Origin of the sequence: Bacillus sp. FSL W8-0223, from assembly GCF_038006805.1 — a bacterium.
GTDB lineage: Bacteria > Bacillota > Bacilli > Bacillales > DSM-4216 > Bacillus_O > Bacillus_O smithii.
In genome coordinates this window covers 2,803,771-2,827,844 of the sequence record NZ_JBBOVX010000001.1, presented here as the reverse complement: position 1 = coordinate 2,827,844, position 24,074 = coordinate 2,803,771, and the positions used below count along the sequence as shown (strand labels likewise).

General features: G+C 41.9%; 21 protein-coding genes and 1 other annotated feature. Of the genes, 13 read left to right on the top strand and 8 right to left on the bottom strand.

Annotated features, from left to right (window positions below; genetic code table 11):
* Window positions 1–13 precede the first annotated feature (13 nt).
* The gene (locus NST81_RS13585; protein ID WP_327797764.1) at window positions 14–1,084 is read left to right on the top strand and encodes a tetraprenyl-beta-curcumene synthase family protein; all 1,071 of its coding nucleotides are present in this window, start codon (window positions 14–16) and stop codon (window positions 1,082–1,084) included.
* 179 nt (window positions 1,085–1,263) lie between these two features.
* Window positions 1,264–2,268, top strand: a complete 1,005-nt coding sequence (locus tag NST81_RS13580) for an LLM class flavin-dependent oxidoreductase (RefSeq protein WP_341030079.1) — start codon at window positions 1,264–1,266, stop codon at window positions 2,266–2,268.
* A 55-nt stretch (window positions 2,269–2,323) separates the two neighbouring features.
* Here NST81_RS13580 and NST81_RS13575 read toward each other — a convergent pair whose 3' ends face one another.
* Together NST81_RS13575 and NST81_RS13570 are read right to left on the bottom strand one after the other, a co-directional pair.
* A complete protein-coding gene (locus tag NST81_RS13575; protein ID WP_341030078.1) occupies window positions 2,324–2,923 on the bottom strand; it encodes a class I SAM-dependent methyltransferase in 600 nt (199 codons plus the stop codon).
* Between the two features lie 16 nt (window positions 2,924–2,939).
* The gene (locus tag NST81_RS13570; RefSeq protein ID WP_048623862.1) at window positions 2,940–3,902 is read right to left on the bottom strand and encodes a TIGR01212 family radical SAM protein; all 963 of its coding nucleotides are present in this window, start codon (window positions 3,900–3,902) and stop codon (window positions 2,940–2,942) included.
* A 241-nt stretch (window positions 3,903–4,143) separates the two neighbouring features.
* Between NST81_RS13570 and NST81_RS13565 the strand changes: the two genes are divergently transcribed.
* The 6 genes from NST81_RS13565 (at window position 4,144) to NST81_RS13540 (ending at window position 10,679) form a co-directional block, all read left to right on the top strand.
* Window positions 4,144–4,413, top strand: a complete 270-nt coding sequence (locus NST81_RS13565) for a YtzC family protein (protein ID WP_003353827.1) — start codon at window positions 4,144–4,146, stop codon at window positions 4,411–4,413.
* 11 nt (window positions 4,414–4,424) lie between these two features.
* Window positions 4,425–4,577 carry a hypothetical protein gene (locus tag NST81_RS13560; protein ID WP_003353826.1) on the top strand — a complete coding sequence of 51 codons (153 nt, stop codon included), beginning with the start codon at window positions 4,425–4,427 and terminating at the stop codon, window positions 4,575–4,577.
* 263 nt (window positions 4,578–4,840) lie between these two features.
* The gene (locus NST81_RS13555) at window positions 4,841–5,257 is read left to right on the top strand and encodes a hypothetical protein (protein WP_048623861.1); all 417 of its coding nucleotides are present in this window, start codon (window positions 4,841–4,843) and stop codon (window positions 5,255–5,257) included.
* Window positions 5,258–5,539: 282 nt separating this feature from the next.
* Window positions 5,540–5,757: a binding site (T-box leader), on the top strand.
* A gap of 78 nt (window positions 5,758–5,835) precedes the next feature.
* The gene (gene leuS / locus NST81_RS13550; protein ID WP_341030077.1) at window positions 5,836–8,247 is read left to right on the top strand and encodes a leucine--tRNA ligase; all 2,412 of its coding nucleotides are present in this window, start codon (window positions 5,836–5,838) and stop codon (window positions 8,245–8,247) included.
* Window positions 8,248–8,404: 157 nt separating this feature from the next.
* Window positions 8,405–8,719: a rhodanese-like domain-containing protein gene (locus NST81_RS13545; RefSeq protein WP_327797769.1), complete on the top strand. Its 315-nt coding sequence runs from the start codon at window positions 8,405–8,407 to the stop codon at window positions 8,717–8,719.
* A 532-nt stretch (window positions 8,720–9,251) separates the two neighbouring features.
* Window positions 9,252–10,679, top strand: a complete 1,428-nt coding sequence (locus NST81_RS13540) for an NAD-dependent succinate-semialdehyde dehydrogenase (protein ID WP_341030076.1) — start codon at window positions 9,252–9,254, stop codon at window positions 10,677–10,679.
* Window positions 10,680–11,375: 696 nt separating this feature from the next.
* Here NST81_RS13540 and NST81_RS13535 read toward each other — a convergent pair.
* The 3 genes from NST81_RS13535 to NST81_RS13525 form a co-directional block, all read right to left on the bottom strand.
* Window positions 11,376–13,571 carry a methyl-accepting chemotaxis protein gene (locus NST81_RS13535; protein ID WP_341030075.1) on the bottom strand — a complete coding sequence of 732 codons (2,196 nt, stop codon included), beginning with the start codon at window positions 13,569–13,571 and terminating at the stop codon, window positions 11,376–11,378.
* A 561-nt stretch (window positions 13,572–14,132) separates the two neighbouring features.
* Entirely contained in the window at window positions 14,133–14,675 is a 543-nt protein-coding gene (locus tag NST81_RS13530; protein ID WP_003355715.1) for a chromate transporter, read from the bottom strand.
* Window positions 14,672–15,268, bottom strand: a complete 597-nt coding sequence (locus tag NST81_RS13525) for a chromate transporter (protein WP_003355714.1) — start codon at window positions 15,266–15,268, stop codon at window positions 14,672–14,674. The genes NST81_RS13530 and NST81_RS13525 overlap by 4 nt, the downstream gene beginning before the upstream one ends.
* A 505-nt stretch (window positions 15,269–15,773) precedes the next feature.
* Between NST81_RS13525 and NST81_RS13520 the strand changes: the two genes are divergently transcribed.
* The gene (locus NST81_RS13520) at window positions 15,774–15,965 is read left to right on the top strand and encodes a sporulation protein Cse60 (protein ID WP_040341861.1); all 192 of its coding nucleotides are present in this window, start codon (window positions 15,774–15,776) and stop codon (window positions 15,963–15,965) included.
* 109 nt (window positions 15,966–16,074) lie between these two features.
* Here NST81_RS13520 and NST81_RS13515 read toward each other — a convergent pair whose 3' ends face one another.
* On the bottom strand, window positions 16,075–17,343 hold the full coding sequence (locus NST81_RS13515) for a BaiN/RdsA family NAD(P)/FAD-dependent oxidoreductase (protein ID WP_327823844.1): 1,269 nt from the start codon (window positions 17,341–17,343) through the stop codon (window positions 16,075–16,077).
* Between the two features lie 129 nt (window positions 17,344–17,472).
* Between NST81_RS13515 and NST81_RS13510 the strand changes: the two genes are divergently transcribed.
* Together NST81_RS13510 and NST81_RS13505 are read left to right on the top strand one after the other, a co-directional pair.
* Window positions 17,473–19,098, top strand: coding sequence for a putative polysaccharide biosynthesis protein (locus tag NST81_RS13510; RefSeq protein ID WP_048623856.1), 1,626 nt, complete (start codon window positions 17,473–17,475; stop codon window positions 19,096–19,098).
* 52 nt (window positions 19,099–19,150) lie between these two features.
* The gene (locus NST81_RS13505) at window positions 19,151–19,888 is read left to right on the top strand and encodes a pseudouridine synthase (RefSeq protein ID WP_003355706.1); all 738 of its coding nucleotides are present in this window, start codon (window positions 19,151–19,153) and stop codon (window positions 19,886–19,888) included.
* Between the two features lie 51 nt (window positions 19,889–19,939).
* On the opposite strand, the gene NST81_RS13500 is transcribed toward NST81_RS13505, so the two are convergent.
* A complete protein-coding gene (locus NST81_RS13500; protein ID WP_003355705.1) occupies window positions 19,940–20,158 on the bottom strand; it encodes a DeoR family transcriptional regulator in 219 nt (72 codons plus the stop codon).
* 325 nt (window positions 20,159–20,483) lie between these two features.
* Between NST81_RS13500 and pepV the strand changes: the two genes are divergently transcribed.
* On the top strand, window positions 20,484–21,899 hold the full coding sequence (gene pepV, locus NST81_RS13495) for a dipeptidase PepV (RefSeq protein ID WP_341030074.1): 1,416 nt from the start codon (window positions 20,484–20,486) through the stop codon (window positions 21,897–21,899).
* 70 nt (window positions 21,900–21,969) lie between these two features.
* Entirely contained in the window at window positions 21,970–22,830 is an 861-nt protein-coding gene (gene dat, locus NST81_RS13490; RefSeq protein WP_048623854.1) for a D-amino-acid transaminase, read from the top strand.
* Between the two features lie 243 nt (window positions 22,831–23,073).
* Here dat and cysK read toward each other — a convergent pair whose 3' ends face one another.
* Window positions 23,074–24,003 (bottom strand): cysteine synthase A, encoded by a 930-nt coding sequence (gene cysK, locus NST81_RS13485; protein WP_003355701.1) that lies wholly within the window; start codon window positions 24,001–24,003, stop codon window positions 23,074–23,076.
* Window positions 24,004–24,074 lie beyond the last annotated feature (71 nt).

The window sequence follows — 24,074 nt, the reverse complement described above, 5'->3', positions numbered from 1 at the left end:
AGAGGTGAGAATATTGACCATCCCCACCCATCCATTTTCATTAATGGGGCAGGCTTATCGTAAAGTATTTCCAACTGTTCATAAAGAATTAAACAAATGGAAACAAAAGGCGAACTCGATACCTGATCAAGAATTGAAAAAACAAGCACTTGCCAGTATCGAACATAAAACGTTTCATTGTGAAGGCGGTTCGATTTTAGCGCTGCTGTCCGGCGAACATATCGGAGAAGCTGTAAAGTTTATTGTCGCTTACCAGACGATCAGCGATTACTTGGACAATTTATGCGACCGGAGCACTTCTCTTGATCCAAAAGATTTTGCTGCCCTTCACGAATCGATGATAGATGCGTTAACGGTAGGAGCTCCTTTTCGCCCTTATTACCGATTTCGAAACGAGCAGGAAGATGGCGGCTATTTACGGGAATTAGTCGGCACATGCCAGTCAGTTTTGCAAAAAATCAATCATTATCCGGCTATATCTTCCTACTTGCTTGAACTTTGCCGATATTATTGCGATCTCCAAATACATAAGCATGTTTGTGTGGAAGAAAGAGAAGAACGATTAAAAAAATGGTTTTCTCGCTATAAAGATCAGCTTCCGAAGATGGAATGGTTTGAGTTTTCGGCTTGTTCAGGTTCCACTTTGGGCATTTTTTGCTTAGTTTCTTATGCATTTAGAGACGATTTCAAGCCGGAATATGCGTCCATGATTCGAGAAGCCTATTTTCCGTATATCCAAGGTCTTCACATTTTATTGGATTATTTTATTGATCAGGAAGAGGACCGAAAAGGCGGAGATTTAAATTTTTGCTTTTATTATGACAGTCAAGAAGAGCTTTTGTCCCGCTTTCAATATTTTATTCAAAAAGCGGATAGCAGCACGAAACATTTGCCTCATGCCAAATTTCATCAATTGATCAACAGGGGGCTCCTTGGCATTTATTTATCGGAGGATAAAGTCAACCAACAAAAGGATGTTCAGTCTTTAGCAAAGAAAATTATCCGTTTTGGAGGTTCGACCAGCTACTTTTTCTATTATAACGGCAGAATGTATCGAAAATTTCGTCAGCATGTGTCCAAATAACTTTTTTCTGTTTGGACAGAAACATACAAAAAGAGCCGTTTTTCATCCGTTCGTTCATTCATGGAATGTTTCCGAAAGTATTGGTGACGTTAAGGAAGAGCAATTTATTAGACAATTAGCTACTCATAGTGAATAATGAAACAATCAAACCAAAGTTTTCAATAAGGGGATGTAAAGAAGTGGCTTTAAAATTAAGTGTTTTAGATCAGTCGCCCATTTCAGAAGGAATGACGGCGGAAGAAGCACTCTCCAATACAGTGAAATTGGCTCAGCATGTAGAAAAATTGGGATATGAGCGTTTTTGGGTTTCTGAACACCATGATTCAACCACTTTAGCAGGATCTTCACCGGAAGTGTTGATATCCTATCTGGCAGCCAAAACGAAAAAAATCCGGCTAGGTTCCGGCGGGGTAATGCTCACTCATTATAGTCCGTTTAAAGTGGCGGAAAATTTTCGTGTTTTAGAAGCGCTGAATCCGAAACGAATCGATTTAGGAATAGGACGTGCCCCCGGTGGAATGCCGAGAGCCACGCTGGCGTTAAACAACGGCCAGTACCGCAAAGTTGACCGTTATTCGGAACAAATTGATGAACTGCTCACCTATCTATACGATTCGCTGGACGAAAGTCATCCGTATTACGGATTGAAAGCTTCTCCTGTTACACAGACTGTTCCTGAAGTTTGGATGCTCGGTTCCAGCCTTTCCAGCGCAGAACTGGCTGCTCAAAAAGGACTGCCCTATACATTTGCCCAGTTTATCAATGGGGAGGGAGGTCCGGAGTTTACAAAAGAGTATCGCCGTCAGTTCCGACCGTCCAAGTATTTAAGCGAGCCTAAAAATATGGTAGCGGTTTTTGCCATTTGCGGAGAAACAGAAGAAGAGGCGGAACGAATTGCTTCAAGTTTAGACTTAACTTTACTTATGCTGGAACGGGGAACGCCGCTGAACGGAACTCTAAGCCCGGAAAAAGCCGCTCAATATTCGTACGATTCATTGGAACGAAAGATCGTTCAGGAGAATCGAAAACGGATGATTATCGGTGATCCGAAACAGGTCCACGATCAACTCTTGCGCTTAAGTGAATTATATGAAACAGAAGAAATTGTGTTGGTGTCCATCACATACAGCTTTGAAGACCGTTTGCGCTCTTATGAACTGATCGCGGAAGAAGTGCTTAAGTAAAAGTCAATCTGAGTTAAAAAGAAAAGGCAACTGGTTTATCAGCCAGTTGCCTTTTTTATCTTTCAATCTCGCCGAAGATGTCATTCCTTTTTTCCAAGGCAATAATAAACGGCGGATCGTTAATTTGATTGATAAATTGGTAAAGCAGCACATGAGCGATGGATTGATCAATGCTGCGGACAAAAGAACAAAGTTCGTCTTTTTCTCTTTTTCCTTCTTCATGGCCGTGATAGACAACCAACACAATGACGCCTCCAGGAGCCATGATTTCGAGCAATTGTTCGACCGCTTCTTTAGTCGTTTTCGGTTTGGTGACGATCGATTTGTCGCTTCCGGGTAAATATCCGAGATTGAAAATCGCCGCGGTAATTTTTCCGTGAAACTTTTCGGGAATTGTTCGGATTAGTTCTTCATGTCCTCTATGATAGAGGACGACTCGATCAGTCAGTTGATGCTGCTCCAAACGTTCTTTTGTTTTTTTCAACGCTTCTGTTTGGACATCAAAAGCAAATACTGTCCCCTTTTCCCCTACTAAATTGGCAAGGAATACCGTATCATGCCCGTTGCCCATGGTGGCATCTACGACAGCATCCCCTGGCGTTACTGCTTTTTCCAAAAGCGTCCGCGCATAAGGCAAAATTCCTTCTAATATCATTGAATTCACCTGCTGTTCATGAATGGACTTTAGCTTTTTTAAAAAATTTTCCTTGCCAGCTGTTCCGGCGCTTCAGTTCATCGTCAATGGCGTTTAAAACTTCCCATTTGTTGACGCTCCACATCGGACCGACCATCAAATCGATCGGACCGTCGCCGGTAATACGGTGAATGATCATTTCAGGGGGCAGAATTTCTAATTGATCGCACACTAGTTGAACGTATTCATCAAAGGATAGAAATTTCAACATTCCCTTTTCATATTGTTTGACCATCGGTGTACCTTTTAACAAATGAAGAAGATGGATTTTAATCCCTTGAACGTCCAATTTGGCGACAGCTTCAGCGGTTTCCATCATCATGTCATATGTTTCCAACGGCAAACCATTAATAATGTGGGAACAAACTCTGATGCCGTGTCGGCGAAGTTTTTCTACTCCTTCTACATAACAGTCAAAATCATGCGCACGATTAATCAATTGAGCGGTTTTTTCATGGACGGTTTGCAATCCTAGCTCGACCCATAAGTAAGTTCTTTCATTCAACTCTGCCAAATAGTCCACTACATCGTCGGGAAGGCAGTCCGGACGTGTGGCAATCGACAATCCTACTACTCCTTCTTGTTTTAAGACCGTTTCATATTTTTTCCTTAATACTTCTACGGGTGCGTGAGTGTTGGTAAACGCTTGAAAATAAGCCATGTATTTTGCATCTTTCCATTTCTGATGCATTTTTGCCTTTATTTTATGAAACTGTGTTTCCAAATCGTCGGCGCGGTCGCCTGCAAAATCTCCGGAACCAGCCGCACTGCAAAATGTACAGCCGCCGTATGCGACGGTGCCGTCCCGATTTGGACAATCAAAACCGCCGTCTAAAGCAACTTTAAATACTTTATGGCCAAACACCTGACGTAAGTGATAATTCCAGGTGTGATAACGTTTGTCATTGTTGCTGTATGGAAAAGGGTTTTCCATTTGCATTCCTCCTAACGTTCAAATTTTATCATGAAGAGCGAATACATTCCAATAGAACAATAATGTCACGTAAAAGTAAATAAAGATTCCATTTTTAAAAGGGAATGCAGTTGGCTGAGAAGATTGAAAAATCACGATTTTTTAAAAAACATGTCAACCGAACTTTACCAACTATAAAGGATGAAATGTGGAAAAAACTATTTAAGAGGCGGATAAAATCGCTTCAATTTGTCAAGGAGGCAAAATCATGGCTACGAGAGACTCCATCGATCATTTTCTTCAGACTTGCGAAAATGTAATTTTAAAAGCCCAAGAGCAATATCAGGAAGGGGCTTTGCAGGGGCATTATCATGATGTCGAATATCGTGAAGCCATGCAAGAACTGGAGAATCTTTACAATGAATGGCTGCAGCTTTATAACAGTGCCAATCCGCAACAAAGGGAACAGCTTTACCGTAAAAGGCTGCAGATACAAGATATGCAAAACAAAATGATTTTGCTTAACCACGATCGTTAGGGGGAACTGATGTGAAAAAAAGATCCAAACGACAAAATCCCGAGCAAAAAACCAAAAATGGAACGAATCCGGAGCATTATGAAATAGCGAATGAATACAGCACAATCGAAAAAACAAAAAAACAGAATGCCCGCAACAGCCAACCTGTGAAATCAAAATCGTAAGTTTATTGGAAGCAGTCTCAAAAAGGACAGAGTTTAAGTCCTTTTTTGGGACTGCTTCTGTTGTTTATTAGACAAATGAGATGATGGCTTTTGGATGATTGAGACATTAGTCGCAGTAAAGTTAGGCTTAAGATTTTCGTACTTCATTATTGGGAAATTGGTTTGTTTTATAGACTGAAAATTCAGAATAAAATAAAAGCATTCTAACTTAAGAGTGTGTACTGTTGGTTTTAACCATTATTAATGAAGGGAGAAGATAAAAAATGAATTTGGAGTTGTCTCAAGGAGTAATGAAGAGATGGCTATTTTTCATTCTTGTTCCAATTTTTGCGCTTATATTAGTATTTGCTTCTGTGTCTGAAACATTTGCAGCTACTACAACTTTTAACAATACCCTTTCTGCCGGTTCTTATGCAGGCAGTAGTCCTTGTACGACTTCTTATCCTAACATCGTGCATGAAGTGAGTGTGAAAAACACCACTGGAGACGTATATGTTTATCTTCAATACCTGGATGGAGGATCTTGGAAATTTACGACTGGCTATGGTTATCACTTAACCTACTGGAATACACCTTATAAAATTACCACTAAGACAAAAAGCTCCTCAACTAAATATCGAGTATTGATAAAGGCAGTCAACACATCGAATGTTATCGTTTCCTGTTACGGAACGAATTGATAAAAATCATGAGAAAACGAAAATGTATAACAGTTATGTAGCTGCTGATAGCCGGTTATTTACCAGTAACTGTCTAGTTAATAAGTTGGAAATTATTGTATTTATCCGGATATAGTTTCTCTGAATTCTTTAGTTTATGGAAAATATCAAACCATTTCGTTTTATTGGTTCTGGAGCAATAACCATGTAGCTACATAGCTGTTTGATTCCATGCCCTTCTTTGAAACAGACTTGAAAGTTTGTTTAAATTTGTCTAAAATAATCTTATACTAAAATGATGGGTAAAAAACGATGATAAGGAGCAGTAGTGGCATAAACTCCCGATTTAGAGAGTTGACGGAAGGTGCAAGTCAACCGGGTCTGCCATGAACTCGCCTTAGAGTTGCAGACGTGAAAGATGAGTAGCGTTTGCCGTCCTTCCACGTTAAGGAATCGAGCTGAGTGCCTTGTGCACTAATGTGGGTGGTACCGCGGGAGCGAAAGCATCTCTCGTCCCAAACTGGGGGACGGGAGTTTTTTTCTATTTTCCCTGTTTTGATATACCAATATCGATGAAAGCAAAGGAGGAGATCAGTTACATGAGTTTTGACCATAAAAAAATCGAATCGAAATGGCAAAAATACTGGGAAGAACATAAGACATTCCGAACGACGGAAGATCCGGACAAGCCAAAATTTTATGCATTAGACATGTTTCCATACCCATCCGGCGCCGGACTTCATGTCGGTCACCCGGAAGGATATACAGCAACCGATATTCTTGCCCGAATGAAGAGGATGCAAGGGTATAATGTTCTCCATCCGATGGGGTGGGATGCATTTGGATTGCCGGCGGAACAGTATGCCCTTGATACCGGCAACGATCCTGCGGAATTCACGAAAAAAAACATTGCCAATTTTAAACGTCAAATCAAATCATTAGGATTTTCATACGATTGGGATAGAGAGATTAATACTACCGATCCCGAATATTATAAATGGACGCAATGGATCTTTTTAAAATTGTATGAAAAAGGTCTTGCTTACATAGATGAAGTTCCGGTCAACTGGTGCCCGGCTCTTGGCACTGTTCTGGCCAACGAAGAAGTCATTGATGGCAAAAGTGAACGTGGTGGTTATCCGGTTATTCGCCGCCCGATGAAACAATGGGTATTAAAAATTACAGCTTATGCTGATCGACTTTTGGAAGATTTGGAAGAATTGGATTGGCCTGAAAGCATTAAAGAGATGCAAAGAAACTGGATCGGCCGCTCAGAAGGGGCAGAAGTTCGTTTCCAAGTCGATGGCCATGATGAAACATTCACTGTTTTCACAACAAGACCGGATACTTTGTTTGGAGCCACTTATACTGTTTTGGCCCCTGAGCATCCGTTAGTGGAAAAAATTACGACAGCGGAACAAAAAGCAGCGGTTGAACGCTATTTAGAACAAATTCAATCAAAAAGCGATTTGGAACGTACCGATTTGGCAAAAGAAAAAACGGGTGTATTTACTGGCGCTTATGCGATCAACCCTGTTACAAATGAAAAGATGCCGATTTGGATTGCCGATTATGTACTGATGAGCTACGGAACAGGAGCGATTATGGCCGTTCCTGCCCACGACGAAAGGGACTTCGAGTTCGCTAAAAAATTTGGACTGCCGATTAAAGAAGTAGTCGCCGGCGGAGATGTGAACAAAGAAGCCTACACCGGCGATGGTGTGCATGTCAATTCCGATTTCTTGAACGGATTAAATAAAGAAGAAGCCATTGCCAAAATGATCGAATGGCTGGAAGAAAAAGGGGTCGGATCCAAAAAAGTAACATACCGTCTGCGCGACTGGCTGTTCAGCCGCCAACGTTATTGGGGAGAACCTATTCCGATCATCCATTGGGAAGACGGAACGATGACTCCGGTTCCGGAAGAGGAATTGCCGCTTATGCTTCCAAAAACAAAAGAAGTTAAACCGAGCGGAACAGGGGAATCGCCACTGGCCAATATCGAAGAATGGGTTAATGTAGTGGATCCGAAAACCGGCAAAAAAGGACGCAGAGAAACAAACACAATGCCTCAATGGGCCGGAAGCTGCTGGTACTTTTTAAGATATATAGATCCGCATAATCCAAAAGCATTGGCTGATCCTGAAAAATTAAAGGAATGGCTTCCTGTTGACATTTATATCGGCGGAGCGGAGCACGCAGTTCTCCATCTTCTTTATGCTCGTTTCTGGCATAAATTCTTATACGACATCGGAGTAGTGCCAACGAAAGAACCGTTCCAAAAGTTATATAACCAAGGAATGATTCTTGGTGAAAATAATGAAAAAATGAGCAAATCGCGCGGGAATGTCGTCAATCCGGATGAAATCGTTGAAAGTCATGGCGCTGATACGTTGCGTCTTTATGAAATGTTTATGGGACCTTTAGATGCCTCCATTTCATGGAGTACAACCGGACTTGACGGGGCGCGTCGTTTCCTTGACCGTGTTTGGAGACTGTTTGTGGATGAAAACGGTCAGCTGAGCAGCAAGATCAAAGAAGAAGGAAATGCGCTTGAAAAAGTGTATCATCAAACGGTTAAGAAAGTGACGGAGGATTATGAACAGCTCCATTTTAATACGGCGATCTCGCAATTAATGGTGTTTGTCAACGAAGCGTATAAAGCCGATTATTTGCCAAAACCATTTGCTGAAGGCTTTGTAAAACTGTTGTCTCCGATCACCCCTCATATTGCGGAAGAACTGTGGGAAAAATTGGGGCACAGTGACACTATTGCGTACGAACCATGGCCTGCTTACGATGAATCCAAGCTAGTGGATGACGAAGTGGAAATTGTCATTCAAATCAATGGCAAGGTACGCGCGAAACGGACCATCGCCAAGGATGCGAGCAAAGAGGAAATGGAAAAACTCGTTCTCGCCGATGAAAAGATTCAAGAACAGTTGTCCGGAAAAACGATTCGAAAAGTGATTACGGTGCCGGGTAAATTGGTGAATATCGTAGCCAATTAACCGGTGTTGTGTCCCCGCCCGCTTAACTCACGGCATTATGGCGGGGACAAATGAATAGTGCGAAAAAGAACGTCGACTGTCCAAAATTTTGAGCAGAAACTCCGTTCTTTAAACCATTGCAACAGATCATTATATTGATTCAGAAGGAGATGGCAGCATGCAAGAAATTCCAATCATTACACCAGAGGAATTGAGAGAAAAGCTGGAAAAGGGCGAAAAACTCAATTTAATTGACGTTCGTGAAGAAGAAGAAGTACAAGAAGGAATGATCCCCGAAGCCAAACACATCCCAATGGGAGAAATTCCAAATTCTCTTGATCAGCTGGACAAACAAAAGGAATATATTTTTATATGCCGCTCCGGACGTCGCAGCGAAAATGTTTGCCATTACTTGCAAGAGCAAGGATACAAAGTCCGCAATATGATTGGCGGCATGTTGGAATGGACAGGAAAAGTTCAACCTAAAAAATAGTAAGATCACAATATGAATGTTTCAGATGTTTTGGCTGTCGATAAAGTCGGCAGCCTCTACGTTATAATAAAAGCAATCGGATTTCCGTTCACAGGAAGCAGCCGATTGAATCTGTTTTATACCGCCTCTCAGTACAAAAAATCACCAAATGGAAACTTACAGTGTTATGATAAAAAGAGAAGATTAAAGGAGGTGGTAAAGAAATTCGGCAGTTATGAAGATTTTTGTTTTTACATGTTTACGGTGAATTTTCTTTTGAAACCATACCTCCTCTAAGATACAGCAGGAATATCTTTTGTAAAACGTTCATCAAGACTGTTAAGACAGGGGCCGATGAATGAAGGAACTTTGTTTTGCTTGACACAATGGTTGTTTATGAATGAAAATTTTTTTCTTTTAATTTTCAAAAAAATCTAAAAGAAATGAATATGGAATACATGGATTACCTGATATGATGGATGTCATGATTTCGATGCGACTAATTTGAAGCCGCTTGCAAAAATCGGAATGATAGGGATAGGAGGAATCAAGGATGAAGGTTGCACCCATGTTTATCGACGGTGAATGGACCGGAACGGAATTGCCTACATTTGATGTGATCAACCCGGCAAATGGAGAAGTGATTGCGGCCGTGCCAAATGGCGGGAAAGAGGAAGCGAAGAAAGCGGTGGACGCCGCATATAATGCTTTTTTGTCATGGTCCAAAAAAACAGCAGGCGAAAGAAGCGCTTTGTTGTATAAATGGCATCGATTAATTGATGAACATAAAGAAGAAATTGGCGAGATCATGACTAGAGAACAAGGGAAGCCGTTAAAAGAAGCCATCGGGGAAGTAGATTATGCAAACAGTTTCATTTCTTGGTATGCGGAAGAAGGAAAACGTATTTACGGGGAGACGATTCCAGCTTCTCACGAAAATAAACGAATTTTAGTGCTAAAACAGCCGGTTGGGGTTGTGGCAGCCATCACGCCTTGGAATTTTCCGGCTGCTATGATTACAAGAAAAGTGGCTCCGGCATTGGCGGCAGGCTGTACAGTTGTCGTTAAGCCTGCTGAGCAGACGCCTCTTACAGCGTTTAAATTAGCAGAATTAGCCGAAAAAGCAGGCATACCGAAAGGCGTTCTGAATATTATTACAGGAAATCCGCAAGAAATTGGCGAAACATGGCTGGCGGATGAGCGGGTTAGAAAAATCACTTTCACGGGTTCGACTGAAGTTGGAAAGATTTTGATGCGTGGTGCGGCTGATACGGTGAAAAAAGTATCGCTTGAATTAGGAGGTCAAGCTCCTTTTATTGTATTGGACGACGCGAATATCGAGAAGGCGGTTGCGGGAGCTATTGCCTCCAAATTTAGAAATGCCGGACAAACGTGCGTATGTGCCAACCGAATTTATGTTCATGAAAAGATTGTGGAATCTTTTACTCAAAAAATGGCAGAGGCCGTTCAACAATTAAAAATGGGCAATGGTTTGGATCAAGGAGTCGAAATTGGTCCGCTGATTGATGAAAACGCTGTGAAAAAAGTAGAAAGACATATTGAAGATGCGGTGGAAAAAGGTGGAAAAGTGGTGATCGGTGGCAAAAAAGCGGATCAATACAAAGGATTCTTCTTTGAACCGACAGTGATCACAAATGTTACGGATGAAATGCTTTGTATGAATGAAGAAACATTTGGTCCGCTCGCTCCTATCACTACGTTCCAAAGTATTGAAGAAGTCATCCAAAGAGCGAATGACACCCCTTACGGCTTAGCAGCTTACGTCTTTACAGAAAACATCAGCAAAGCCATTCAAATAACGGAACAACTTGAGTATGGCATCGTTGGCTTAAATGACGGTCTTCCGTCTGTTGCCCAAGCTCCTTTTGGCGGCTTTAAGCAAAGCGGTCTCGGACGTGAAGGCGGCCACCACGGTATGGAAGAATTTTTGGAAACCAAATTTGTATCGATTGCTTTCTGATTTTCGCAATCATAAAAAAGCCTTCCACTTGGCGATGGAAGGCTTTTTTATGTGCGCCCGGCATGTACATGAACTATAGGGTGTAAGTCCCGAACCCCGAAGACAGAAGTAGAGGTTAGCCAAGAGCAAGGGTGTCCGTGGTGACGCGGAATCTGAAGGAAGCTGGAGGCAAAACACCGGTCCGAGGAACACGAACCTCATATAAGGCTAGGTATGATTGAGTGAGTTTGCATAACAAAACAAAGCTCTTTCTGTCGAAGGTCATATCGAGTAAATGAGGCGGATAGATGGTGTGAAAGTGCATGTACTTACCCGGGGAGGTCTGGCGGATATGTGAAGTACTCTTCATAACCTACTTAGTGATAAGTAGCTGAACCGTCAGAAGTCAGCAGAGGTCATAGTATTAGTTGGTCTAGAACAACTAAGAAGGACCGAACAATTAAGAGAGAATAGCCCTTGGTATTCAGTGAGTCATGATGAACACAGAAAACGTAGTACCTCACTTGAGGGAGGAAGCGGTGAATCCCGTGGGAGACCTCTTGGAGGGTGGAGTGACCACTGGCATAAAGAGAACAGCTATTCACGGAAGTTATAAAGACTTGCGTCAATTATCTTAATTGAACCGCCGTATACGGAACCGTACGTACGGTGGTGTGAGAGGACGGGAGTTAATCGCTCCCTCCTACTCGATTTCGTTCATGAAGGAGAATGATCGATTCCGTTGTTTTTGACAGTTTGTTCTGCTGTTAAGTTGAATTTGTCGACTAAACTTCTGAGGGTAGACACGACTAGTGAACTTTGTTCAGAAGCGAATCGTGCATCTTGGATTAAGTTCACCATTTTTTTGGTCGATTCGTCAACGCTTTCGACGGTATGGGCATTTCGCTCATTAATGACGGCAATGTTATTGATAATCTGCTTCATTTGTTCTGTGGCTTCATGGGAAGCGGCAGCTTGTGACATGGATTCCAACACTTCCTGTACATTGTGAATAAAGTCTGCTCCTTTTTTGACTTCTTGGCTGCTGTCTTGAATCGCATTTTGAACGAGAACAGAACTTTCTTTAATTTTTTCTAAAGTTTTGCTGATTTCTTCTGTCGCAACGGTCGTTTGGTCTGCCAGCTTACGAATTTCATTGGCCACTACGGTAAAACCTCGACCGTATTCTCCAGCTCTTACGGATTCAATCCCTGCGTTGAGAGCCAACAGATTGGTCTGCTTGGCAATGTGATTGATCGTTTCGACAATACGTCCAATATTATTGGACAGTTCCATAAAGCGATCTGTTAAATTCAAGGCATTATGTACTTTTTCCACGATATCATTCATTTTTTGATCAATGCCTTGCACTTGGGTTTGAGCTTGTATCAATTGTTCTTGGGATAATCGCTCCAGTCCTTGTAAAGTTTGATGAATTTGTTCCACCTGTCCTCTGGCTTCATGAACCTCATTTAATTGCTGTTGAATGGCCGCGAACATTCCGTCCATTTGCTTGATCACCGAAACAGAATCGTTTTCAACCAGAACGGTTTTTTCCCGCAGAAATTGATTGGTTTGTTCCACGTCCAATGCGGCGAATTTCACTTTTCCTATCAATTCATCCTGACTGTCTATCATATTGTTGACCCAACGTCCCAATGATCCAATTTCATCATTGATCAGAAGCCTTGTATCTAAGCGGGTAGTTAAGTCTCCGCCGCCTTCCGCAATTTTTCGCATCATATTGGTTAATTGCTTTAATCGAGAAGCAATAGGCACCAACCCTCTTTTATAAAACAAATAAGTGGCTAAAATGCCGTATAATCCATTGAGGAGCAAATCATACCAGGAAGGCGAAAATCCGAAAAATGATATACATTGGTTGAGAAGAACGCCGATGAAAATGTAAAAAGCAAAACGTATGCCTAATCGCCAGCTAATGGAGCGGGTACGGTACACCTCTTCTAAATCAGCCTCACACATCATTCCCCACACATCCAGAGATCCCGGCAGCTGAAACGTCACACCCTTCCCTATGACGGGGATATGACGGTAGTCAGGATATCCGGGGAAATGAACAAAAAGATTTTCCCCTTTTCGAATCGTATTTTGAACACCGGGATGTAATTCTTTTGTGGCCGGATCGGTAAAACGAATTTCAAATTCTGTATGGTTTTTGATTTTAACCAATCCTCCGTCTTTCGTATGGACCCCGTCTTTTAAATTTTCGCCGAAAGTAAAGGTACGGTCTTCGAAACGGCTGCGTGATAAAGCAATTCCTTGGGGAAGCGACGGATCAAAATAGGATTTTACTAAAAAAATATAATTGTCACCGGAATCAGGATAAACGTGACCAGCCTCCCGCTGAATGAGGTCTCCGACTACATCATTGGGAACGCGTCCTGCCAAGATGGAATGCAGATCCTCTTGCAATATGACGGGCTGCAAGAATAATAACGTCACTTCATCGTGAAATTGGGATGTCCTTGGCCCAATCTGCAGAGTCGTGGGATCCAAATACGGACCGTATAAAAGACGTTCCTTCGTTTGAAGGACATAGTCGATCCCTTTTTGGAAAGAGTGATGATTAAAATCATTCTTATGGTTAGGAAAAGTCGTACTAGTCACTCTGTTTTCTGTATCCAACAGAAAAAGTTCTGTAAAATACCGGCTTTTTGTCAACATTTTTTTCAAATACAGATCAATCTCAGAAGGCAAAATGCGTTCAAACTCAGCAGTCATGTTTTCTAAAAAACTCCACTGTTCATTGGCCCATTCTGTTAATAATTCGACCCTCGTTTTGGCGATGTCTTCGAAAATTTCTTCAATGGTTCCCGTGCTTTTTCGATTTAATTGATAGGACCACCACAGTGGAAATCCTTCTCGAACTCCCAAACCCTTAAATAACCCCAATTTTTCTACCCCCTTCAAAAAACGGCTGTAAAAGAAGCGCAATGGATTAACCAAAAATTATGTTAGAATATCTAACATATTATGTTAATATTATATTCTGATTAATCGTTATTTTCAAATCTTTTTTGGGATTTCATCCATTATTTCAGATTGGTTAAAATTATTATATTTCCGAAGAAATTCCGATTTTTCAACGAAATTCAGACTGTCAAGTGTGTTTAACGGATGACTGAAAAAGGGGGCATAGTGAAAGTTTTTATCAAGAAGCCGATGACAAGTAGTATTAGCGTGGCAAAGAAAGGAAGCGGTATGATGCCATCGTAAAATCGCTTTTCAATCTTTCTTTTCAACGTAACAGATCGTTTTTTCAAAGAAACAATGAACCTTTCATCATTTTTCTTTCGAATATTTAAGGCACGAGGATCATTAAGTATGATCGACATCATAAAAGAACTTTGCAGAGCCCACAAAAAATGAAAATGGGCACTGCGTTTTTGAGGAAATCCAAAAATAGAAGAAAACGTTGGCGGGAAGATGGGAAACGATTTTGTTTCTCATCTTTTACATACTATGTTGAAGGACAATGCCGCCATAAGCGAAGGCAGCTACGATGACGAGAGCAGGGTGGAGTTTGAGTTTTTCCATCGCCCAAAAGGAAACGGCTGCAATGCCGAGTGAATGCCAAATTCCGATGGAAGAGATCGAGCTTTTTCCCATTTGCCAAGTAAGGACTACCATCATAATGGCAATGACCGGCTGCACTAAGAGAGTCATTCCTTTGACGACGAGTGAATGCCGGTGTTTTTCAAGTACTCTTAACAAAAAGATGAGCGCCGCAGCAGATGGTATGACAGTTGCTCCTAAAGCGACGAGCATGCCTACCCATCCGCCTGCATCAAACCCTACAAAGGCGGCAATTTTGGTGGCAATAGGGCCGGGAAGGGCATTTCCAAGGGCAAGCATATTGGAAAACTCTTGATTATTTAACCAATGGTAATGGGACACGATTTCTTCATACATTAAAGGAATAGACGAAGGGCCGCCGCCATATCCAAGGGCGTTTGCCAAAAAAAATCCGATCATCAGTTGAATCCAAACAGTCATGCTTTTTCGCTCTCCTTGTTTTTATGTTCTTTTTTCCATTTGGCAGCCGTCCGAAAATGGATGCTTCCATAGGCTAAAAAGAGAATGATCACGATGGCTGGATGAATATGGACCGTTTCTAAAAGCAGAAAGGCTAAAAGAAACATAGCGATGCCCATCACTTTTCCTAATCCATCGATCGTTTTTTTCGCAAATTCATAAGCCATGACCCCGAGCATGACAGCGACCACAGGCGCTACTCCCGCGATCATCCCGGCCACTACTTTTGAAGTGCTTAGCACGGAGACGACAGACAATAAAGCAATCATGGCAATGCAACTAGGAAGTATATGGGTTATGACGGCGAGAACCGCTCCAACGTTTCCTTTTAGTTTATAGCCAATGTAGGCGGCCATTTTCGTGGCAATCGGTCCCGGCAAAGCGTTTGCGATCGCTAACGTTTCTCCGAATTCATCATCTTCCATCCATCGATATCTTGTGACGGCCTCGTATCGAATCAGAGGGATAACGGATGGACCTCCTCCGTATCCGAGAATTCCGGTCCGAATCATCGCTATGGATAACTGCCAATAGAGCTTCCAAGAGTTGTTCAATACCCTTTATCCTCCTTTTACTGCTGTCTCTTCTTCGTTTATACGTTTATCCGAGACCAAGGCAACAAGTCGTAAATATTCTGATTTCCGTCTCTTTCATGGAATATATGATTATAGGATGAAAAATAAATGATCCTAATGTTCTCTTAAAACAAAATTTCATTATGTTTGACTTTAAAACTGCTTTGCCCGTTTTCAAAGATAAACGGCCGTTAAAACAGCAAAACGATAAACATTCCCCGGCTCCCTTTAGGCTCATGTCAAGATCTCTCACTTAGCACTCCATTCATCGAACGGGAGTGTGGGGGGATTTTTCCAAGGAAAGATCGACGGACGTTTCCGGACGTACCTCAATCACTTCAAAAAACCGTTGATGAGCCGTGGTCGGGAAGGAGCTGCCGTCCTCCAAATTGTATGCTTTTTCCTTGCAAAAATCTAGAATGCGATTAAATTTTCGGAAAATTGGAAAAGATAATTAAAAAAGGAAGTGAAAGGAGTAACAATGATGATTCAAGTCAAAGTGTTTGATTATGAGCATGAAAAAGACTTGGAAGAAGAAATAAACGCATTTTTAAAAACGGTGGATGAACCAAATATTGTGGACATAAAGTATCATATTGCAGCGATGCCGGAAGAGGAAGAAGAGCAAATTTATTGTTTCAGCGCGATGGTGGTTTACCGGAAAGAAAAACGATGATAAGAAAACGGCCGAATGGGTCGATGAAACTTTTCGGCTTTTTAAAAGCAAAGAATGAAAGAAAACGCCGTCTATGCAAACGGCGTTTTAGGTTGAAACGCAACTTCTATTAATTTTGTGTTGTCCGATATTTTGCGGCGTTCAGGCCGGCAAGCCGCCCTGTTACAAGAGCAGAGGTGATATTGTATCCTCCCGTATATCCATGGATGTCCATGATTTCACCGCAGAAAAACAAGCCCGGTCTTTTTTTCGATTCCATCGTTTTTGGCTCGATTTCTTTTACGGAGACGCCGCCGCCTGTGACAAACGCTTTTTCGAGTGGGAGCGTGCCGTTTACCTGAAAAGTAAAATGTTTGCACAGATGGACGAAATTCCTGATTCGATCTATTGGAAGAGTGCTGCAAGGCGTATTTTCGTCAATCTCAGCTTTTTTCAGCAAAAACAGCAAATATCTTTCGGGCAGCAGGCCTTTTAGAGTGTTCTTGACCGATTTTTTCGGATTGTTTTTCACTTCTTGATTCACTTTTTGAAACAGTTCTTCCTCGTGAAAGTCAGGAAGAGAATCTAGGTGCATCGTCACTTTATCCAAATTCCATTTTTTCATCGCTTTGACGACAAACTGACTGCAGCGCAAGACGGCGGGTCCGGAAATGCCAAAATGAGTAAAAATCATGTCCATTTGATGAGTAATGATTTTTTTTCCTTTTGGATTGAGGACGCTTAAAGCGATGTCTTTTAGTGAAAGGCCCTGTAACCTTTTTTCTTGAATAAAGGGTTCGTCGCTCGTAACAGGAACTTCCGTCGGGTATAGTTCGGTAATGGTGTGGCCGGCTTTTTTCGCCCAAGGATAGCCGTCGCCGGTTGACCCGGTATGAGGCACTGATTTACCGCCGGTTGCGATCACGATGGCACGACCGTCAATGGTCGATCCGTCGGCCAAGACAATGGTGTGTTTATGGTCTGTTTCAAACAGAATATCTTTGACGGGAGAGTTCGTTCGAATTTCGACTTTCAATTCATTTAAACGGCGCAATAAGGCGTTGACGACCGATTGTGCGTTATCCGAAACGGGGAACATACGCCCGTGATCTTCTTCTTTCAATTGGACTCCTAACTGTTCAAAGAATGTAATAATATCCTCGTTATTAAAAATCGAAAAGGCACTGTACAAAAATCGGCCGTTTCCTGGTATATGCCGAATCACTTCCTCGATCGGCCGCCGATTCGTTACATTACAGCGTCCGCCGCCGGAGATGGCCAGTTTGCGGCCAAGTTTGTTTCCTTTATCTACCAAAAGAACGTTTGCCTTCTTTTCGCCGGCTGCGATGGCCGCCATTAGACCGGCAGGACCGCCTCCAATCACAATAACATCATACATATTGTTACCACCTGCTTTACCATCTTTTTCGACACTAAAAAGACTATGAAAAAGTTTGTCAGAAACTATGTAAAGTTGTAAACTATGTCTTAGTGCATTTCAACATTTCTATGATCAGGAAGGGATGTTATGGCTTCAAAATTAATAAGAGGAACTTTTATTTTAACATTAGGTACGTTTATCTCAAAATTTATTGGCCTCTTTTATGTGATTCCCTTTTATGCCATTATCGGTGGGGAAGATGCCGCTTCGCTTTATCAGTACGGCTACGTTCCTTACATGATTTTTATCAGCATTGCCACAGCTGGTGTACCGCTGGCGGTATCAAAATTTATTTCCAAATATAATGCACTTGAAGAATATTCGGTAGGGCGAAGGCTTTTTAGATCAGGACTCGTATTAATGACGATAACGGGTTTCTTGTCTTTTCTCGCCATGTATGAATTTGCGCCATTTTTTGCAAAACTTGTGATTACTAATAAAGATCAAACTTATTCGGTGGAAGACGTGGCTACCGTTATTCGGGCGGTTAGTTTCGCTTTGATTATCGTCCCGTTTATGAGTATCATGCGCGGCTTTTTCCAAGGCCACCAATCCATGGGACCGTCCGCTGTTTCGCAAGTCGTAGAACAGATAGCACGTATTTTATTTTTATTGATCGGGGCTTATGTCGTTTTGCATGTTCTGCATGGCACGATTGTTTCCGCGATCAGCGTCGCCACTTTTGCAGCATTTATCGGGGCGGTTGCCGGCCTTCTGGTGCTGTTTTGGTATTATTGGAAACGAAAACGGCATTTGAACGAACTACTGAAGCAGGACAGGGGAGAAGTGAACGTTTCTCTCTTTGATATGTATAAAGAAATTTTTGTTTCCGCGATTCCATTTGTTTTTGTCGGCATCGCCACTTCACTGTATCAGTTGGTGGATATGGTGACGTTTAACCGAGCGATGACCGCTATTGGACAAGCCAAAGCGGCTGTTCCTGCTTTCGGTATTTTAAATTTCGGCTCGCAGAAATTGGTCATTATTCCGGTTTCGCTTGCTACTTCTTTTGCCATGACGCTTGTACCGTTAGTGACAGAATCCTTTGTTTCAGGAAATATGAAACGGGTAAACGATCAATTAAATCAGACGTTCCAAGTGCTGTTATACTTGACGGTCCCGGCTTCTCTCGGCATATCTCTGCTGGCAGAGCCGTTTTACACAGTCTTTTATGAACATAGCACTCTTGGCACGGAAATTTTGCAGACATATGCCCCTGTGGCGATTTTGTTTGCGCTTTTCCAAGTAACGGCAGGGATTTTACAAGGAATTAACGAACAACGCTTTACCGTCTTCAGCTTACTTGTGGGAATTCTTTTAAAACTTAGTTTGAACATTCCTTTGATTAAAATGTTTCAAACAGAAGGAGCTATCTATGCGACGGCGATCGGTTACATGGTTTCCATTATCATCAATCTTGTGGTGATTAAAGCATTTACGTCCTATTCTTATCGAGTGGTTTTTCGTCGGACGGTATTAATCCTTCTGTTCAATTTGATCATGTCGATTTGCGTGATCGTCGCCTATCATCTTCTTGCGCATTTCTTGAACCCGGCAAGCAAGCTTCAAGCATTGATCATAATCGGAATATGTGCTTTGGTGGGGGCTTCCGTCTATTTTTATTTAAGTTACCGCACTAAATTAATAGGGAAAATGTTCGGCAAGAAAGCGACGCTTCTCGGGAAAAAATTGAGAATATCTAGGGGATTATGATGATCCTTTTGCTTTTAGCTGCTTGTGGTTCCCATCTTCAAGGAGGTTCATGATGAGAATTGATCGCATGCTGGCCAATCTCGGCTATGGAAGCAGAAAAGAAGTGAAAAGTCTGTTGAAAAAAGGGGCGGTGCTCGTGAATGGGGCACCGGTCAAAGATGGGAAAACGCATGTTCAACCACAAACGGACAAGGTAGAAGTTTTGGGGGAAATCGTTCATTACAAAGAATTTGTCTATTTTATGATGAATAAACCAGCCGGTGTTATTTCCGCCACAGAAGATTTATATGAGGAAACAGTTGTAGATTTGTTGGATCCAAAAGATCAGGTGTTTCAGCCGTTTCCGGTTGGAAGGCTTGATAAAGATACAGAGGGCCTATTGCTGTTGACCAATGATGGTCAGTTGGCTCACCTGCTTTTGTCCCCTAAAAAGCATGTTCCGAAAACCTATTTTGCCGTAATTGCAGGAGAAGTGACGGAAAATGACCGAAACGTTTTTTCAAAAGGCATCGAACTGGATGACGGATATGTAACGAAGCCGGCTCAATTGAACATTCTTCAAAGCGGGATTCGTTCTCATATTGAGTTAACGATTACTGAAGGGAAATTTCATCAAGTCAAAAGAATGTTTGAAGCCGTCGGAAAACGAGTCATCTATTTGAAGCGTCTTAAAATGGGGCCACTCACATTGGATGAAGAACTGAAACTAGGAGAGTATCGGGAATTGCGGCAAGAGGAGATCGCTTCCTTGCAGCAGTACGTCCTGATGCGAAAAAACAGCGAAAGATAAAAAAGAAAAGCGATTTCCCGTCCGATTAAGCGGGAATCGCTTTTTTTCGCATTAGGATATTTTCACTTTCTTAGACGTTGTTGTCCATTTGCCCCTGCTAGGGCTTTGAACTAAATCATTGTAAACTAACACATTTAAGTCGCGTTGGATAGTGCGAGGAGTGATGCCAAACTCATCGACAATCTGTTGCGTAGTGACAGTTCCATTTTCTTTAATGAACATGTAAACGGACTTAATCCTAGTCAACATCCGATTGGTTGAAGGTTTCAAAAAACCACTCCCTCTTCTTTTTTCCAGAGGCAATAACAACGGACGACTTATGTGGTATATTTTTATGTAACGATTTTCGTTTCAGACAACTCCTTTGCAAAGAAATTTAAGATGTCTGATAATTACATTATACCCCTTTAGGTGATATTTTACTATAAAAAAAACTTGAATTTACTGAAATTTTGCCCCAAATGTGGATAATTTATCCCGTTGTCGTAAAATAGCAGTTTTTGATTAAAGGTTTTTTCAATGGCGAAATGTTTTTTTTGCAGGCCGGGAAGAGTAAAATAAAAGAAGAAAGTAAAGAGTTAAAGGAGAACAAAATATGGCTGAAATTCGTTGGAACGAAGAAGTCGAAAAAAGAAAAGAGGAATTGATTCGCGATTTGCAATCATTGATTCAAATAAAAAGCGTTTTGGATGAAAGCCATGCGACGAGTGACGCTCCGTTAGGAAAAGGAGTAAAAGAAGCGCTTGAATTTATGCTGAAATTGGGAGAAAGAGATGGATTCAGCAGCCGCAATGTCGGAAATGTGGCAGGTCATATTGAATTTGGCCAAGGGGATGAGCTTTTAGGAATCCTTTGTCACGTAGATGTTGTTCCTGAAGGAGACGGATGGTCTGTGGAGCCGTTCGGCGGGGAAATCAAAGACGGAAAAATATTTGGGCGTGGCTCCATCGATGACAAAGGTCCGACGATGGCGGCTTATTATGCGATGAAAATTGTTAAGGATCTTGGAGTGCCGATTAACAAACGGGTTCGAATGATTATCGGAACGGATGAAGAGAGCGATTGGCGCTGTGTCGACCATTATTTTCAGGTCGAGGAAATGCCGACTTTTGGATTTGCTCCCGACGCGGATTTTCCTATTATTTATGCAGAAAAAGGAATTGCTGATTTTGATATCGTGCAAACGGCAAAAGAGAAGGATGCGGCCGAAAGCGAGGTAGAAGTGCTCTCCTTTCAATCGGGAAGACGGTATAATATGGTCCCTGATCACGCAAAAGCGGTTTTGATGGTTCATCATGGGGAAACAAAAATTTTGCAGCAGTTTTCCGATTATTTGAGCGAAAACGGTTTGCAGGGCAAGTATTTCATGGACAGAGGCGATCTGGTCCTGGAAATGGAAGGAATATCCGTGCATGGCTCGGAGCCTGAAAAAGGAAAAAATGCGGGTTTGTATTTATGTGATTTCTTATCTCGTTTAGATCTGCCAGAATACGAAAAAGATTTTTTCCAATTTGTTTCTCATTATTTCCATCAAGATTTCACAGGAGATTCATTAGGCCTCGCTTATGAAGATGATATAACAGGCAAATTATCGTTGAATGCTGGCATTCTTTCTTTTGATCGGGATCGTGGAGGAAAAATAGGGATCAGTATGCGTTATCCTGTCACCTTTCCTCTTAAAGATCGTATAGATCAGCTAAAAAAAATTCTTCGTGAAAAGGGATTGGCCATTGAAAATTTCTCTGACAGCAAACCTCATCATGTAGACAAAGACCATCCGTTTATTCAAACGTTGGCGAATGTATATGAACAGCAAACCGGTGAAAAAGCGGAACTTTTGGCCATTGGCGGAGGAACGTACGCACGGTCGCTTGATACGGGGGTTGCTTTTGGAGCTCTTTTTCCAGGAAGACCGGACGTAGCCCATCAAAAAGATGAGTATATGTTTTTAGAAGATTTATGGAAAGCAACCGCGATTTATGCTCAAGCCATATATGAATTAACGAGATAATAGAAAAAGCTGTGGACAATGGATTGATTTAATTGAGTTTTTCAATGAAGAGGGAATGGGGGAGATACCGATGGAATGGGTACTGTTAAATGGGGAGTTTTTGCCGAGAAAAGAAGCCAAAGTGGATATTGAAGACCGCGGCTATCAATTTGGCGATGGAATCTATGAAGTCATCAGGGTTTATCATGGTAAAATGTTTGCTGTCGATCAGCATCTGTCTCGCCTTCAATCAAGTGCGGAAAAAATTTCCCTTCAAAATCCTTATACAAATGATGAATGGAAAGCCTTGCTTGAAGAATTAATTGAGAAAAATGAGTTGGATGGAGGAAGCGTGTATTTACAATTGACACGCGGTGCGTCTCCTAGAGCTCACGCCTTTCCTGATTCAAGCGTTTTACCTGTTGTGGTGGCATATACTAAATCATTCGAAAGGCCTGACAAGGAAAGAAAATATGGCGTGAAAGCGCTGTTTGTGGAAGATATTCGCTGGCTGCGATGCGATATTAAAAGTTTAAATTTGCTGGGAAATTTACTGGCGAAGCAAAAAGCGGCTTCCGAGGGGTGCTATGAAGCGGTGCTGCATCGTGGAGAAACTGTAACGGAAGGCTCCTCTTCCAATATTTTTATTGTGAAACAAGGAGTTGTGCAAACACATCCGGCAAACAACTTGATTTTAAACGGAATTACTAGGCAGGTAGTCATTTCGTTATGCCAAGCAAACAGCATTCAAGTGGACGAGAAGCCGTTTACGAAACAAGAACTGCTGCAAGCAGATGAAGTATTTCTTACTTCCACTACGTCCGAAGTTCTTCCTGTTGTGGAAGTAAACGAGAAGCCGGTGGCTGATGGAAAACCAGGTGCGGTTACGTTAAAAATACAGGAGTTGTTAGAAAAAGAAATCGAAGCTTTAAGTAAAATTACTGAAGGATAGAGATTGAACAGGAAAAGAAAGAATAGTGGTTTAGCCAAAGCTTTTCAGAAGAGATAGAAGGCTTTGGCTTTTTTATGAATGTGACCCCTTGCGAATTCCGTGGGCAAAAATATGGATGGAAAAATACCCCACCAAAAGGTTCGGCAAAAACGTGGTTTTTCCGTTATTTTTGATGGGTCCAGCAGGATTTTCCCTATAATCCGTGGAGAGTAAGGAACACTGCTGGTGGACAGACACGAATGATTAATATCGGAAAAGGTCGCTTGATAAATAACGTTCGCCTGTATCAGCTGTCATACAAACAACGACGTCATCTTTTGAAAGCTCACTTGCCACTTTGATGGCAGTAAAGCAAGCAGCACCGGATGAAGGGCCGACAAGAATACCTTCTTCTTTGGCCAACTTGCGGGTCATTTCATACGCTTCTTCATCTTTTACTAAATGGATTTGATCATATACTTCCGTATTCAAGGTGGCAGGAATAAATCCCGGACTTGTCCCTACAAGTTTATGTTTTCCTGGTTTTCCGCCCGATAATACCGGCGATCCATAAGGTTCGGCAACATGGATTTTGAGATTGGGATAGTGTTCCTTCAGTACTTCACCGGTTCCGGTAATCGTTCCTCCAGTACCGGATGTCGCTACAAAAGCCGTCAACTCTTTTCCGAGTTCTTTCATGGCCTCAACGATTTCGATAGCGGTAGTGCGGCGATGGGCATCCGGGTTGGCGGGATTTTCAAATTGCATGGGGATAAAGCTATTTGGTATTTCCGCAGCCAATTCTTTCGCCTTTTTGATGGCTCCGGGCATTTTTTCATTTCCTGGAGTCAGAACGACTTCGGCGCCGTATGCTTTTAATAAGTTAATGCGCTCTTTTGTCATGGTATCCGGCATCACGATAATGGCGCGATATCCTCTAGCCGCTGCATTCATCGCTAGACCAATGCCGGTATTGCCGCTCGTTGGTTCAATAATGGTGGATCCTTTTTTCAACAGTCCCGCTTTTTCTGCTTCCACAATCATATTATACGCGGCGCGGTCTTTTACACTTTTGCTCGGATTGAAATATTCCAGCTTTAAGTAAATATCGGCCCCGTTTTTGGGATTAAGACGGTTTAGTTTTACCAAAGGTGTATCGCCGATTAGATCAGCTATGTTTTGAACGATCTTCATTGTTTACGCCTTCCTTTCTAATCTTCATTATTCATCATACCTATTCTTAGAGGTCTAATCAACTTTTGCAG